This is a genomic window from Ensifer adhaerens, assembly GCF_001270265.1.
Classification (GTDB): Bacteria; Pseudomonadota; Alphaproteobacteria; order Rhizobiales; family Rhizobiaceae; genus Ensifer; species Ensifer adhaerens_B.
Genome location: NZ_LGAP01000023.1, coordinates 17308 through 31234, shown reverse-complemented (window position 1 = coordinate 31234; position 13927 = coordinate 17308). Strand labels below are relative to the sequence as shown.

The following is a 13927-nucleotide window of genomic DNA, read 5'->3' as shown; positions in this document are numbered from 1 at the left end:
GTGACTGTCCTGTGTCCTAGGACTGAGGACGCTAAGCACAATCTTCTGTTCTTTGTCAAAGCCAGAGACACTGGCCGAGAGACTTTGAGTGGTGAAAAGCAGCAGTTGTCACCGAATTGGCTGATTTCTAACCGAGATCGCAGGTTCTAATCCGCTCAAGGCGAGGGATTGTGAGCCGGTTCTTTCAGGTTGCTAGAACCTGTGGAGCACCCAACCCCGCTCCGGTGGCTCGCACGGAACGCCCGGGATGAGCCGTGCTCACAGCGAACGGATCAGGCGGAAGATCTCGCTCGGAACATCGGTCGTGATCTGGCGCACTTTCGCCCCCACGAGCGTACGCAGGATGGGGTCATTGATGTCCCGGCCGGGATTGACCGTCCAGGCGTCCGTCTCAATGCCGAGGTCGAGCAGGCGCGCAACGAGGGGAAAGCCCTGGTTTTCCGCGGCAACAATGGCATCGAACCGGAGGTAGGCAAGACTCATGCCGGTGCTGCGCCGCTCGATGTGGCGCAGCAACCGCTCTGGATCGCGCAGGTCTCGCTGGCGGGAAACCGCCAGCATTGGATCGTAGCCGAGCCGGGCTCCGGGAATGGCCGCGGCGAGACGGCGTGCATCATCCAAATGATGCGAACCGACGACGATGGCGTCCGCTAGCCCGGCGACGGCCGCTGCGGCATCGGTGACCGCCGAATCCGGAAGCGTGTGTCCTTCGAGCAGCTTGAGATCGAGCTGAAGGTTGGCCAATGGCGCTCTCGGTAGCCTTGGAAGCGGGGCCACGAGTTCGGCGAGCGACAGGACCGGCGCATCGGGATCGGGGGCGCCTGCTGCGTCCCGGTGAAAAAGCCCCACCATCGCTGCGATCGGCATGCGCGGAACGCGGCCGCGGCCGGTCGTCGATGGACCGAGCGTCGCATCGTGGAGAACGGCGAAGCGGCCATCGGCGGTGCCGAGTATGTCGACCTCGAGGCTCGCGCCGAGCTGCCAGCCGAGGGCGAGGTTCGACCGCTTGAAGGGCGCCTCGGCGAGGTGCGTGCGTAATTTGTGCCACTTGAGGCGGACAGGGCCATATGGACCCTCGACGGCCACCGGCGCGTTCGACGTCTGGTTGCTTGTCTCAAACGCTGCCACCGGCGCGCCCTTCTCCTCCCCCCACCGAGAAATGGGGCGGCTGTCGCTCGATCGTGTCACGCCGGTGCACGAACATGCGCGCCCGCAATGAGCTTCTGTCGCGCCGTCTCGAACACAAGCGAGTTCTCGGGCAGGAAACCGATCTTTACCTGCTCGCCAGTCGAGTACCCGGCGGACGAACCCTGTTCAAGCACGCGCACGGCGCCCATGCCGGTTTCGACGACATAGAGGATTTCGCGGCCCATCGGCTCGATCTGCGCGATACGGCCGGCGAAGCCGGTATCACCGATTCTGAGGTGCTCCGGCCTCAGCCCGACTGTCAGCGCCCCGGACGCGCCCTCGACCAGAAATCTGGCGCCATCCACGGTGACCGTGCCGGCCTCGGCTTCGCCGGCAATGAGGTTGATGGGCGGCGAGCCGATGAAGCCGGCAACGAACAGGCTCGATGGCCTGAGATAGAGGTCGTCCGGCGTCCCTACCTGCTCGATCCGGCCGGCGCGCATGCAGATGATACGATCGGCCATTGTCGTCGCCTCGATCTGATCATGCGTGACGAGGACGGTCGTCACGCCGAGTTGCGCGTGCAGCGACTTGATCTCGGTCCGCATCGAAAGGCGAAGCGAAGCGTCTAGATTGGAGAGCGGCTCGTCGAGGAGCAGCAACTGCGGCTCCTTCACGAGGGCGCGTGCAAGGGCGACGCGCTGCTGCTGGCCACCGGAAAGCTCACTGGGACGACGGTCCAGCAGTTCCGCAACACGGACAAGGTCCGCGGCGGCCTTCACCTTCGCGAGAGCTTCGTCGCGTGGCGTTTTCTTGAAGCGCAATGGAAACAGGATGTTGTCGCGCACGCTCATGTGCGGGTAGAGCGCGTAGGATTGAAAGACGATGCCGACATTCCGGTCGCGTGCCTCTACTTCGTTGACGATATGGCCGTCAAAGAGGAGCTCGCCGCCGCTCGGAAGATAGATACCGGCGAGCATGAACAGGCTCGTAGACTTGCCGCAGCCGGAAGGGCCGAGCAGTGCGACGAACTCGCCGTCCTCAATGACGAGGTTCATATCGGGGATCACCTCGACGGCACCGAAGCGCTTCACCACGTTACGGAACTCGATCTTCGCCATTTTCGTCAGCCCTTCACGCCGCCGATCGACATCTGCATGAGATAACGCTGCGCGGCCATGTAGAGGATGAGACTCGGGACAAGGTAGAAGACGCCGACCGCAGAGACGACGCCGTAGTCGACGCCCATGACATCGTCGCGCACCCAGTACATGTAGAGGCTCATTGTCCAGTTGCTGTTCCTGATCAGGAACGTGAACACGAAGATGTACTCTTCCCAGCCGCGGATGAAGGTGAAGACCGCGATGGCGAGGATGCCGTTCCTCACCTGCGGCAGCACCACGCTCACGAATGCCTGCCGCCGTGACGCGCCGTCGGTCAGCGCGCTCATCTCGATGTCCCACGGCACTGCGTCGAAGAAGCCCTTCATGATGAAAATCGCGAACGGCAGCTCGAAGGCGACAAGTACGAGGATGACGCCGTAAAGCGTGTCGAGGAGTCCTATCCAGTAGAGCATCAGAAACATCGGCACGATCAGCGTCAGCACCGGGAAAGCATGGAGCACCAGAAGCGAGCGCAGCATCGAGGAGCGGCCGGGGAACTGGAAGCGCGACAGGTAGTAGGCTGCCAATGAGGCGACGGTAACGACGATGGCGGTCTGTGCGCCGGCGATCAGGATCGAGTTACCGAAGGCATGCCAGACGTTGGGAAACTGCACCGCGCCTTTGATTTCCCCGACCCGCGACCGCACCACCGAGGCGAAGTCCGGCTCCCACAGAAAGATGAAATTGCCGAGGTGCAGGTCGGGGCCGACCGACAGGACGAAGGCGAAGACAGCAATCGCGGCAACCGCCGCAATGCCGATCCATAACTGACGCCGGCTTTGCGCGAGCGCGGCAGTCAGCCAGAAGGCGACGACGGCCGGCACAAACACCGCCATCGAGCGCCACAGAACCGCGGTCTCGGCGACGCCCGTTTTTGCCGAGAAGGCGATCGTGACGAGCCAGAAATAGGGCAGGATGATCGGCACCGACACGGCGATGAGGAAGGCGTAGAGGACGACAGCCTTGGTACGCCGGACGGCACGCGCCCGTGCTGCCAATGCATCCCAATCGACCGTCGGCTCCGATGCCGCAGTGGACGCCATGGGGATATGTTGCGTGACCATCTCAATGCACCTCGATTCGCGGGCGCTGCAGCAGGCGCTCCATATCGAAAAAGCGCCAGCCGATGAGCGCGACGACTACGCCGATGACGATGAGAAAAAGCGCCAGCGCGGCCCCGTAGCCGTATTGGCCGCTCTCGAAGGCGCGACGGTACACGTAAAGTGCATAGACCGTCGTGTCGTAGAACGGACCGCCCTTGGTGAGCAGCAGGATGTATTCGAAGCTCACCAGCAGCGAGAGCGTCTGGTATATCGTTACAAAGCTGATCGGCCAACGCAGCGCGGGCAGGGTGATGAAGCGAATCTTTGCGAACGTCCCGGCGCCGTCCACTGCGGCGGCGTGGAACAGGTGCTCCGGGATCCCGCGGATTGCGGAGGTGAAAATGATCATTCCCATCGAAGCGCCGATGAAACCGTTAGAGATGATGATGAGAGCGATCGGCGCCGATGTAAGCAGGTCGAGCGGCGCATCGAGACCGAACGCCTGCATCAGGACCTGGTTTACGAGGCCGGCTTCAGTGGGGCTCACCGCCCACAGCCAGAGCAGGATGTAAAGGACGGACGGGCTCATCCGCGGCAGCAGCCACACACCCCGGAAGAAGCTGCCGGATACATTCCTGATCGCCGTGGTGGTGACGGCGAGGATTAGGCCAAAGGTGACGTTGAAGATCGCCAGCGTGCCGAAGACGTAGATGAAAGTCAGTCCTATGACCTGCGACAACCGGCGATCAGTTCGAAATACCTTCTCGTACTGCTCGGTGGTGAACTCGCTGATGCGCAGCGACCGGCTGAGGTCGGTGAACGACACTGCGATATCGATGACCACGGGGACGACGAAGAAGAGGACCGTCAGGACGACCGCCGGGCCGAGAAAGATCACAAAGTTGGTGCGCCTGCGCGCCGCCGAGCCTGAATGGCCGCGCCGCTCTATCGTGAGTTCATCTGCTATCGACGTCATCGTTTGGCTCGCACGCCGGACCTCGCAGCCGTCGACCTGGGCGCGCCGGATCGACGATCGCGAGACCGATCAGACCTATTTGACGGTCACGTCCTCGAGGGTGGACGACGCCTCCTCGATGACGAAATCGGCTGCCTTCTCCGCTGTCAACCGCCCCGACTCTATGCCTTGAATTGCGGCATAGATGATGCCGTTGAGGTCGCCGAACTGCGAGTTGTTCGGCAGGAACTTGGTGATCTTGAGCAGTTCGGTTGCCTTGGCGAGCGGCCAGGCCTTGGCATAACGCGGGTCTTCGAGTTGCTCGGGTTTGATGCCGAGATGCGTCGTTGTGACCGCGTGGTCGGTGTTGAGGTCGGCCGCCGAAGCGTGGCCAAGCAGACGCACGGCGAGTTCCGGCTCCTTCGTGTCGGCGGCGATGGCATAGACGATCGGATGGGTCAGAGTGACCGGCGAGCCGCCCTTCTGGGGTGCCGGCCCGGCAATCCAGCCCCAATCCGCGAAGAAGGCCTTTTCGTCCTGCGGCAGACCGTAGGTCGGGAATGCGACGCTACCGAGATCCCAGATGCCGTACATCCAGAACGCGGCATTGCCGGTGTAGAATTCCTTGCGCAGCGCATCGAATTCCATCGCCGTATTGTTGGCCGGGATGACCCGTTCCTTCACTCCGCGCTCGAACCAGCCGAAGGCGGCAGTGAGCTTGTCTCGCTCGAGGAGCAGTTTGCCGGTTGCCGGATCGACGAAGTCGCTGCCGTAGGCCTGGAAGACCATGATGTAGTCCGGCCCCTTGTTCGGCCGGTGAAGCACACCGTATTGCGCTTTTGTCTTGTCGACGACCTGCTTGGCGATCTCCAGCACCTCGTCCATCGTCAGGTCGCCCGACAACGCCCGCTCAGGCATGGCGTCGACGAAGGCAGCGTCGTAGCCGGCCTCGCGCAGGAGCTTCTTGTTGTAGAAGAACATCCTTGCCTCGGCGTCCTGAGGAATTGCATAGGTGCCGTCCGGACACTTCGCCGATGGCCAGAGCGTCGGAAAGATCGTGCCGAAGTGTTGAGGGTATTTGGTGATATAGTCGTCGAGCTTCAGAACGAAGCCATCCTCCTGGAAGGCGCAGATCCATTCGTGCGCGGCGATGAAAATATCGGGGCCTTCACCGATGCCGAATACCTTGAGAAGTTGCAGCGCGTCGTCGTCGAAGCCCTTGGCAGGGCTCTCGCGCACGGCAACCTCGACGCGCTTGGGAGAGCCCTCGGCCTCGAGTTCCTTGTTCAGCCGCTCGGCAGCCTTGATCACATTGCCCGGACGCAGCGGCCCCGACGGATCCTGACGCGACCAGAGCTCGAGCTTCACGGTTTCTTGCGCGAAGAGTGGCGTCGCCGCAAGGAACGCCGCACTGCCGCCCGCTAATGCCGCGCAGAGAAGCGCAGCAGTTCCGATTTTCCAGTGAATCATCCTGATTTCCTCCCGTGCCGCGGCGCGCTTTTCATCGTGCCGTCATTGTTGTTGCAATGCTGTGCAACACGATTATGAATGCGCTTCGGAGAATGTCCAGCGGGGTCAAAGCAAGTGTCGGATACCAGAGACAGCAACCAGGGCCGCTTCGTGAGCGCCCAGGCCGTCGCCGAGCTTGCGGGTGTGTCCCGGTCGGCGGTCTCGCGGGCATTCACCCCTGGCGCAAGCATCGCACCTGCAACGCGGGCGCGGGTGCGCGAGGCAGCTGCGGCGCTCGGATACCAGGTCAACGATCTCGCCCGCGGGCTTCTCGCCAATCGGAGCCGGCTGGTGGGACTCGTGACCTCCGACGCCGATACTCCGTTCCGGGCCCAGATGATTTCGGCCCTCTCGTACGCCTTGATCGAGCGCTCCAACGTGCCGGCGATCATCAACATCGGGCCAACAGCGGAGGACGTTGCGAATGCCAGCCGGCAGTTGCTGCGCTATCGGGCGGAGGCGACCATCTTCCTCTCGGGCTCGCCGCCGGCAAGCCTTGTCGAGCTCACGCGACGAAACGGACAACCGCTGATATTGGTGGATCGAGCCGAGACTGGCCTCGACAGCGTCCATTGCGATGACAGGGACGGCGCGCAGCAGGCCTTTGAGGCACTGCGCATGGCTGGAGCCTCCCGTTTCGCCGTGATCAACAGGGCGAATCCGAGCCCGAGCTTCTCCGCCCGCGAGCACGCCTTTGTTGAATTTGCCGCCGCTTCCAGATTCGAGACGAAGATCGTTCGGGTCGGCCGCGCCGACTATGATGGCGGAAAAGAGGCGGCGCAACAGCTGCTGGCGAGCGGCCAGGCGCCCGACGCGGTTTTCTGCGTGAATGATCTCATGGCGTTCGGAACACTCGATCACATTCGCGGCGCGGGCCTGCGTGTACCCGACGACGTTTCCGTTATCGGCTTCGACGATGTGCCGGTCGCCGCGTGGTCCTCCTACCGTCTGACCACCCTGCGGCAAGATCCCCGGCGGATTGCCCGGGAGGTCGTATCAATTCTCGACCGGCGCCTCGCCGATCCCGATTTGCCGCCGATTTCCGTCTACTTCCCGGTTGAGCTCGTCGTTCGCGAAACAGTCAGAGCGCGCTCGTAGAGAAGTCGCGCTCTTGCGATGGAGGAGCATATCGAATGGCCTTCAGCTTCCTTGCCCGCGACGCGGGACGTATTCATGTCTGTGGCCACCGCGGCTACAGCCTTCATTATCCGGAGAACACACTGCCAGCATTCGAAGCAGCAAAGGCTGCAGGGGCGACCACGGTCGAGATTGACGTCGTGCTGACCGCAGAAGGTGAGCCGATCATTCTGCACGACCTGACCGTCGACAGGACGACAGATGGACACGGCTTTGCGGCAGACCTCAGCCTCGAGCAGATCCGCAAATTGGATGCGGGGGTTCGGTTTCATCCCGCTTTCGCCGGAACGAAGATACCGACCTTGGCGGAGGCGCTCGATTGGGCGAAGGCGGACGACATGGGGCTTGTGCTCGAGATCAAGGAGGCAGAGCGGCCGGACATCGCCGTTGATTGCGTGGAAGCCTTGCTGAGATCGACGGGAACGACCGGGTCATTGTCATCAGCTTCGACCATGTGGTGCTGAAGCGCGCGGTCGAGCGCCATCCGGGCCTGCGGACCGAAGCCATTACCCATGCTCGCCACGCCGACCTAGTCGGGGTGTTGAAGGCGTGCAGCGCGAGTTCGGTCTCGATCGAGCTCGACATGTTCCGCCCCGACGATGCAAGTGCGCTGCATGCAGCAGGCTTCAGCAACCGCGTACATCTGCCTCGCCCAGATGTTCTCGCCGAGTATTGGCGCGGCGGACGCGATCCCTTGCCGGACCTCGTGCAATGGATCGCCGACGGGCTCATCGACACGATCTCGGGTGATGACGTGCCCTTCATCGCCATGTTCGTCAGCCGCGCCGGTCGGGCCGGCTGGGCCTCCCCGCGGTGATACGACACCAGCTCTTGTCGGAGGCGAAGGTCTCATCGGGGCAGGCTGGTGCTCGGGACCGGATACAATCCAGTTGCGGCCGCGTTCTTTTCGGCGAAAATAGGTGCCGGCGCTTTTTTTGAACGGCCGGCCGAGCAGCCGGGCGGCGAGATGGAAGCGACACGCCCGCGTCTCGCGTCGGTCTCAGCTATCGGCGGACCGTCGCCGCGCAGATGCGCGCATGGAAACGCTGCCGCCTTCGGCAGCTCTGGACGAGGGACCGCCGAGACTCGATGAAGGCCGTCTTTGTACTCTTTGATTCGCTCAACCGACACGTGCTCGCCCCGTACGGGGGAAAGCGGGTGCCGACGCCCAATTTTGCCCGCTTGGCCGAGCGTCCCGCAATATTCGACCGCCACTATGTCGGCAGCTTGCCCTGCATGCCGGCGCGCCGCGACCTGCAGACCGGAAGGCTCGGCTTTCTCCACAGGAGCTGGGGGCCGCTCGAGCCGTTTGACAATTCCTTTCCCGAGCTTTTGCGCCGGGCCGGCTCGTACAGTCACCTCGTCACCGATCACTTCCACTATTTCGAAGACGGCGGCGCCACTTATCACACTCGGTATGACAGCTACGATTTCATCCGCGGGCAGGAGGGCGATCCGTGGAAAGCCATGGTGCAGCCACCATGGGAGCGCCTGCGCCAGATGTATCATGAGCGGCAATTCAGCCAGTCGGCACGCGACAAGTTTCGGCGCAACATCGTGAACCGAGAGTTCATCAAGAACGAGAACGAGTTCCCATCGGTGCGCTGCTTCTCCGCCGGACTGGAGTTCCTCGAGCGGAACCGGACCGCGGACAACTGGCTTCTGCAGATCGAGACGTTCGACCCGCATGAACCTTTCACCGCGCCCGAGCGGTTTCGCGAGGCATTCAGGACGGGCTGGAACGGTCCGGTTCGCGACTGGCCGCGCTACGGCCGGGTCGACGAACTGCCGGAGGAATGCGAGGAACTGCGCGCCAACTACTACGCCGTCATCGCGCTTTGCGATTCCCTCATCGGACAGCTTCTCGACTATTTCGATGCGCACGACCTTTGGCGCGAAGCCGCGCTCGTTGTCACCACCGATCATGGCTTTCTTCTCGGCGAGCACGATTTCTGGGCGAAGAACCGGATGAATATGTATGAAGAGATCGTACACATCCCGCTCTTCCTGCACGATCCGCGCCGCTCGGGAAGCGCCGGTGTCCGCCGGTCCGCCCTGACCCAGACCATCGATCTCGCGCCGACATTCCTCGATCTGTTTAACATGCGGGCCGCAACCGAGATGCAGGGGCATTCGCTCCTGCCGCTGCTCGACGCCGATCGTTCGCTGCGGCGCGGCACACTGTTCGGCTATTTCGGCGTTGCGATCAACGTGACGGACGGACGCTATACCTATCATCGCTTCCCGCCCGATCCCCGCTCTCAGGAGCTTTATCAATACACGCTGATGCCGGCTCACATCTGGGAGCCGTTCACGCCGGAGGAACTCGCCGGAGCCTCGCTGGCACAGCCCATGCCCTTCACGAAGGGCGCGCCGGTCCTCAAGATCCCGGTGATCGAGCGGTCGCCCATGTTCGACAACTACGGTCCCGGCGCGCTCCTTGAGAGTGAAACCCGACTCTACGACCTCGCTGATGATCCAGGGCAGGATACGCCCGTTTTTTCGCCGGAGATCGAAGACGCAATGACGCGTCTCATGCGGGATCTCATGCGCGCCAATGACGCTCCGCCCGAAGCTTACGCACGTGTTGGGATCGAAGCTCAGTAACGTAAGACGCTCCATCGACTTGGTCGTCCGCTTCAACATTGAACGCGATTCGCTACTCATGGTTATGGCCTGCTCGGCCAACTGCCCGCATCAGGGCCAGCACCTTGCCCACAAAGGCAAGGTTAAGCGCGGAGGTCGCCAAAGCATAACCTCTGGCCTATCTCGGCGATCATATCGAATACGAGGTGGAAACCGATGTCGGCACGCTCTTCATCATCGCGACGCCGGCAGATCAATGGAAGATAGACCGGACTGTTGTTGGGCTTTGCGCCGGCGGCGCCTGGACCATGAGGAATGCGTGAGGCACGGGGAGGGTGCTAGATGGCACCTGCTGATATTGATGCATCGGTACATCGCCAGCTTGGCGAGCTGGTTGCGGGCATGCGTGGCCTGCAGGATTCGATTAAGCGATTGGAGGAGGGGGCGATAAGATCGGAAGACAAGGCGGCTGCAAGCCGGCAAGGGGTCCACAATCGCATGGATCAACTGGTCGACCGCGTTGGCGATGTCGAGGACGGGGATGCCTGATCGTACTGGTCACCAGCGAGCATTAACTGAGGCTGGTCATGCTTCGAGGAAGGCACGGGCAAATCCCGGCTCGGTCATCTCGATCGAACGCTCGGGAAGCTTCAGGAACCGCTCGATCGCGATGCCGTACGTCCTCATCCAGCCGTCGAGCATCGCCGCCGCACCGTCGATGTCGCCGGCGTCGTAGCGTTGCAGCGCCTTGTGCATGACCTTGGCAACGCTCAACCGCAGCTCCAGGAGCATCATCGCCGCGGCTTCCGGATCAGGCGCATCAAGTGAGCCTTCTTGATGGCCGCGCCGCAACATCTGCGCCACCAAGGGCAGGCTGACCGCCAATAGAGCCTCGTCGATGCGGTGATAGAGCGCGACGTTTTCCGGTTTGAAAAGGGCGTTGAAGGTGTTTTTCAGCTGCGGCGCCATATCGAGCTTCAGCCGCCGCGAGCCGGCGAAAAGCGCGTTCAACTGCCCGACCGCATCAAGCGACGGATCTTCGGCGAGCGGCTGCAATTCCTTCAGGTTCCGCTGCGCCAACCGGGTGGCGACCGCCTCCAGCAATGCCTCCTTCGAAACGAAGTAGTGGTAGAAGGCGCCCTTGGAGAGATTGGCCTCGCGGATGACGTCGTTGACCGTCGTGTTCTCGTAGCCGTGCTGGAAGAACAGCCGTTCGGCGCAATCGATCAGCTCGTTCGATCGGACTTCCGGCGATTTCTTCGTTCTGACCATAAGCGCTCCCAGAACAGCGGCTTAGCACGGGCTTACATCGCGGTCCACGACGCCTCCCATGGCAAGGGTGACATGTAGGCTTGAAACAAACCGACCGTCGGTCTATTTCTACAGAATGGACTCGAAGGTTTCAAGGAGCGTCTCGTGCGGCCAGGTCGTTATGCAATCGGAGCGGCGATCGTCGCCGCCGTCGGCGCGACCGTCCCCTGGTACTTGTTCCGCCCGGTTCCCGTGTCCGTCTTCGCTCCGAAGCGCGGCGATGCGGCGGAAATCATCTATGCGGATGGCGTCGTGGAGCCGCGCACCTGGGCGAAGGTCACCCCGACGATCGCCGAGCGGATCGTCGAACAGTGCAATTGCGAAGGCGAACGCGTCGCGAAGGGCGACGTGCTCGCCCGCCTCGACGACACCGAGGCGCGGGCAGCGCTCGGCGAACTCCAGGCCCGGTTGACGCTAGCGCAGGAGGAGTATCGGCGCAAGCTGGCGCTGGCCGAGCGGAGCACCATCAGCGAGCAGGAGGTCGACCGGGCGCGTAGCGAACTCGGCCAGCTCGAAGCCCTTGTGGCTGGCCGTCAGGCGCGGCTTGCGACCTATGTGCTCAGAGCGCCGAGCGCCGGGCAGGTGCTCCGACAGGACGGCGAGATCGGCGAGGTCGCGGACCTCGGCACGGTGCTTTTCTGGGTCGGGGAACCGAAGCCGCTGATCGTCACGGCCGACGTCAACGAAGAGGACATTCCACGCGTCGAAGTCGGTCAGAGGGCGCTGTTGAGATCGGATGCCTTCCGCAATCAGAAGCTGGAGGCGACAGTCGACAGCATCACACCCAAGGGTGACCCGGTGACGAAGACCTATCGCGTCCGCTTTCGCCTTCCCGACGACACGCCGCTCCGGATCGGCATGTCGACGGACGTCAACATCATCGTGCGGGTGTCGCATGATGCTTTGATCATACCGACCGTAGCGCTGGAAGGAGCGAAGGTCGCCGTGATCGCCGGCAATCATGCGAAGATAAGGGAGGTCAGGACGGGTATACGCGGCGCGGAAGGTGTCGAGGTCCTATCAGGGCTGGAGGACAGTGACCGCCTTGTCACTCCCTTCCCGGCCGGCCTTGCCGACGGCGCGCGTGTCAGAGCCTCCGCCGCCCCGGAGAGATGAGTTTGCCATGCGCCTCATCATCGACATCGCACTGACCCACATCTTCGGTCGAGGCCGACAGACGATCGTTGCGATGCTCGGGGTCGCGGTCGGCGTCGGGTTTTCCATTGCCATGGCCGCCCTGATGCAGGGCGGTCAGGACGATTTCGTCCGCCAGCTCGTCGACACGATGCCGCATGTGCAGGTGACTGACGAGCAGCGCACGGCGCGGCGGCAACCGGCGGAGGACCTGTTCGATGCGACCGCCATTTCCGGTCTCAGACCGCGCGACGACCGCCGCGGCATCATCAACCCCACAGCCGCGCTCTCCTGGCTCGACGGCTGGATCCCTGGCCGCTTTGCGGCAACGCTCAAGGCGCAGGGCGTCATCCGCTATTCCGGCCAGGAGGTCGGGGCGGCAGTTATCGGCATCGACCCGCAGGCAGAGCCTCGTGTCTCGCCGATCATCGAGGATTTCAAGGCGGGAAGCTTCGCGGCGCTTGCGGCGGGCGGCAACAATGCGGTGATCGGCGATACCATGGCCGCCCGGCTCGGCGCCAAGCTTGGTGATACGATCACCGCCGTCTCTTCGGAGGGGCTTAGCCGCCGCTTCAAGATCGTCGGCCTCTTCCACACCGGGACGACGGCGCGCGACGAAGGCGAAGCCTATGTACTGCAGAAGAACGCGCAGATCCTCTCTGCCCGGCCGAACGCGATCAACGAGATCAACATCAAGCTCAACGATCCGAACGCTGCGGTCACCGTGGCGCGCCGCATCGAGACGGAACTCGGCTACAAGGCGGTCGCCTGGCAGGAGGCGAACGAGTCGATCCTGGAGGCGCTCGTCGTGCGCAATGTCATCATGTACACCGTCGTCGCGGCGATCATGCTGGTCGCGGGCTTCGGCATCTTCAATATCATCTCGACGATCACGCACGAGAAGGCGCGCGACATCGCCATCATGAAGTCGCTCGGCTTCACCGAGGCCGATATGCGCATCCTGTTCGTGCTCGAAGGTGTGGCGATCGCCACGGCCGGCACGCTGCTCGGCTGGGCATTCGGCTTTGCGATGGTCTATACGCTCTCGCTCGTCCGCTTCGAGATATCCGCGACCGGCCAGGAAATGACCCGGCTGCCGATCGCCTGGAGCATGCTTCACTATTCGATCGCCGCCGCCTTCGCGCTCGGGTCGGCGGCCGTCGCCGGCTATTTGCCGGCAAGGCGGGCGGCCCGCGCCAATCCCGTCGACATCATCAGGGGCGCGACATGAACACGCTGATCGAAGCAACGGAATTGACGCGCATCCTCAAGGAGACGGTGCCGGTCACCCTGGTGAAGGACATATCGCTGACGATTGGCGAGCAGCAATTCGTTGCGGTCACCGGTCCCTCAGGTTCGGGCAAGTCATCGCTTCTCTATCTACTCGGATTGCTCGACCGGCCGACCGGCGGCACGCTCAGTATCCGCGGCCGGGACACGGCCCGGATGGACGAGGACGAACGAGCCGCCACGCGCCTTGCCAATATCGGCTTCGTCTTCCAGTTCCACTTCCTGCTGCCGGAGTTCACCGCCCGCGAGAATGTCGAGATCCCCATGCGCAAGCTCGGTCGTCTTAGCCGGGACGAGATGTGCCGGCGGGCGGGCGACCTGCTCGCCGCGCTCGGTCTTGCCGATCATCTCGACAAGCGGCCCGACCAGCTCTCCGGCGGCCAGCGCCAGCGCGTGGCGGTGGCCCGCGCGCTGGCCAACGATCCGCCGCTGATCCTCGCGGACGAGCCGACCGGCAGCCTGGACAGCAAGAACTCCGAACAGGTCTTCAAAATCCTGGAAACGCTGGTGCGCGAACAGGGAAAGACGGTGGTCGCGGTCACCCACGACCTCGACATGGCCTCGCGCATGGACCGACGTCTTCATCTCATCGATGGAAGCCTGATCACGGAGGCGGACAAGTCTATGATCTCAAGCGAAGGCGAGACCCCGGAAAGCTGATGCCCGACGGG

14 protein-coding genes are annotated in these 13927 nt (G+C 62.9%); 8 read left to right on the top strand and 6 right to left on the bottom strand.

Annotation, left to right across the window (positions count from 1 at the left end):
- Positions 1–258 precede the first annotated feature (258 nt).
- The 5 genes from AC244_RS25220 to AC244_RS25200 form a co-directional block, all read right to left on the bottom strand.
- Complete coding sequence (locus AC244_RS25220) at positions 259–1128, bottom strand: glycerophosphodiester phosphodiesterase (protein WP_053251579.1); 870 nt, start codon at positions 1126–1128, stop codon at positions 259–261.
- 56 nt (positions 1129–1184) lie between these two features.
- Positions 1185–2249 (bottom strand): ABC transporter ATP-binding protein, encoded by a 1065-nt coding sequence (locus AC244_RS25215; RefSeq protein ID WP_053251578.1) that lies wholly within the window; start codon positions 2247–2249, stop codon positions 1185–1187.
- A 5-nt stretch (positions 2250–2254) separates the two neighbouring features.
- On the bottom strand, positions 2255–3355 hold the full coding sequence (locus tag AC244_RS25210) for a carbohydrate ABC transporter permease (protein ID WP_053251577.1): 1101 nt from the start codon (positions 3353–3355) through the stop codon (positions 2255–2257).
- 1 nt (position 3356) lies between these two features.
- Positions 3357–4310, bottom strand: coding sequence for a carbohydrate ABC transporter permease (locus tag AC244_RS25205; RefSeq protein WP_053251576.1), 954 nt, complete (start codon positions 4308–4310; stop codon positions 3357–3359).
- Positions 4311–4385: 75 nt separating this feature from the next.
- Positions 4386–5759 carry an ABC transporter substrate-binding protein gene (locus AC244_RS25200; RefSeq protein WP_053251575.1) on the bottom strand — a complete coding sequence of 458 codons (1374 nt, stop codon included), beginning with the start codon at positions 5757–5759 and terminating at the stop codon, positions 4386–4388.
- A gap of 78 nt (positions 5760–5837) precedes the next feature.
- Between AC244_RS25200 and AC244_RS25195 the strand changes: the two genes are divergently transcribed.
- The 5 genes from AC244_RS25195 (at position 5838) to AC244_RS25180 (ending at position 10070) form a co-directional block, all read left to right on the top strand.
- The gene (locus AC244_RS25195) at positions 5838–6896 is read left to right on the top strand and encodes a LacI family DNA-binding transcriptional regulator (RefSeq protein ID WP_063934147.1); all 1059 of its coding nucleotides are present in this window, start codon (positions 5838–5840) and stop codon (positions 6894–6896) included.
- 35 nt (positions 6897–6931) lie between these two features.
- Entirely contained in the window at positions 6932–7399 is a 468-nt protein-coding gene (locus tag AC244_RS38310; RefSeq protein WP_234717030.1) for a glycerophosphodiester phosphodiesterase, read from the top strand.
- A complete protein-coding gene (locus AC244_RS38305; RefSeq protein WP_234717029.1) occupies positions 7393–7752 on the top strand; it encodes a hypothetical protein in 360 nt (119 codons plus the stop codon). The genes AC244_RS38310 and AC244_RS38305 overlap by 7 nt, the downstream gene beginning before the upstream one ends.
- Before the next feature lie 272 nt (positions 7753–8024).
- Positions 8025–9542, top strand: a complete 1518-nt coding sequence (locus AC244_RS25185; protein WP_053251573.1) for a sulfatase — start codon at positions 8025–8027, stop codon at positions 9540–9542.
- Between the two features lie 321 nt (positions 9543–9863).
- Entirely contained in the window at positions 9864–10070 is a 207-nt protein-coding gene (locus AC244_RS25180; RefSeq protein WP_053251572.1) for a DUF1515 family protein, read from the top strand.
- Between the two features lie 36 nt (positions 10071–10106).
- On the opposite strand, the gene AC244_RS25175 is transcribed toward AC244_RS25180, so the two are convergent.
- Positions 10107–10793, bottom strand: coding sequence for a TetR/AcrR family transcriptional regulator (locus AC244_RS25175; protein ID WP_053251571.1), 687 nt, complete (start codon positions 10791–10793; stop codon positions 10107–10109).
- A gap of 144 nt (positions 10794–10937) precedes the next feature.
- Here AC244_RS25175 and AC244_RS25170 point away from each other — a divergent pair, with 144 nt between their 5' ends.
- Genes AC244_RS25170 through AC244_RS25160 form a run of 3 tightly spaced genes read left to right on the top strand, consistent with a single transcriptional unit; the run spans position 10938 to position 13916 of the window.
- Positions 10938–11948, top strand: a complete 1011-nt coding sequence (locus AC244_RS25170) for an efflux RND transporter periplasmic adaptor subunit (protein ID WP_053251570.1) — start codon at positions 10938–10940, stop codon at positions 11946–11948.
- Positions 11949–11955: 7 nt separating this feature from the next.
- Positions 11956–13197: an ABC transporter permease gene (locus AC244_RS25165; protein WP_053251569.1), complete on the top strand. Its 1242-nt coding sequence runs from the start codon at positions 11956–11958 to the stop codon at positions 13195–13197.
- On the top strand, positions 13194–13916 hold the full coding sequence (locus AC244_RS25160; protein ID WP_053251568.1) for an ABC transporter ATP-binding protein: 723 nt from the start codon (positions 13194–13196) through the stop codon (positions 13914–13916). Before AC244_RS25165 ends, AC244_RS25160 begins: the two co-directional genes overlap by 4 nt.
- Positions 13917–13927 lie beyond the last annotated feature (11 nt).

Coding starts and splice junctions, on each gene's coding strand:
- AC244_RS25215 (WP_053251578.1), bottom strand. CDS start 2,249: ATGGCGAAGATCGAGTTCCGTAACGTGGTGAAGCGCTTCGGTGCCGTC.
- AC244_RS25210 (WP_053251577.1), bottom strand. CDS start 3,355: ATGGTCACGCAACATATCCCCATGGCGTCCACTGCGGCATCGGAGCCG.
- AC244_RS25205 (WP_053251576.1), bottom strand. CDS start 4,310: ATGACGTCGATAGCAGATGAACTCACGATAGAGCGGCGCGGCCATTCA.
- AC244_RS25200 (WP_053251575.1), bottom strand. CDS start 5,759: ATGATTCACTGGAAAATCGGAACTGCTGCGCTTCTCTGCGCGGCATTA.
- AC244_RS25195 (WP_063934147.1), top strand. CDS start 5,838: ATGCGCTTCGGAGAATGTCCAGCGGGGTCAAAGCAAGTGTCGGATACC.
- AC244_RS38310 (WP_234717030.1), top strand. CDS start 6,932: ATGGCCTTCAGCTTCCTTGCCCGCGACGCGGGACGTATTCATGTCTGT.
- AC244_RS25185 (WP_053251573.1), top strand. CDS start 8,025: ATGAAGGCCGTCTTTGTACTCTTTGATTCGCTCAACCGACACGTGCTC.
- AC244_RS25180 (WP_053251572.1), top strand. CDS start 9,864: ATGGCACCTGCTGATATTGATGCATCGGTACATCGCCAGCTTGGCGAG.
- AC244_RS25175 (WP_053251571.1), bottom strand. CDS start 10,793: ATGGTCAGAACGAAGAAATCGCCGGAAGTCCGATCGAACGAGCTGATC.
- AC244_RS25165 (WP_053251569.1), top strand. CDS start 11,956: ATGCGCCTCATCATCGACATCGCACTGACCCACATCTTCGGTCGAGGC.
- AC244_RS25160 (WP_053251568.1), top strand. CDS start 13,194: ATGAACACGCTGATCGAAGCAACGGAATTGACGCGCATCCTCAAGGAG.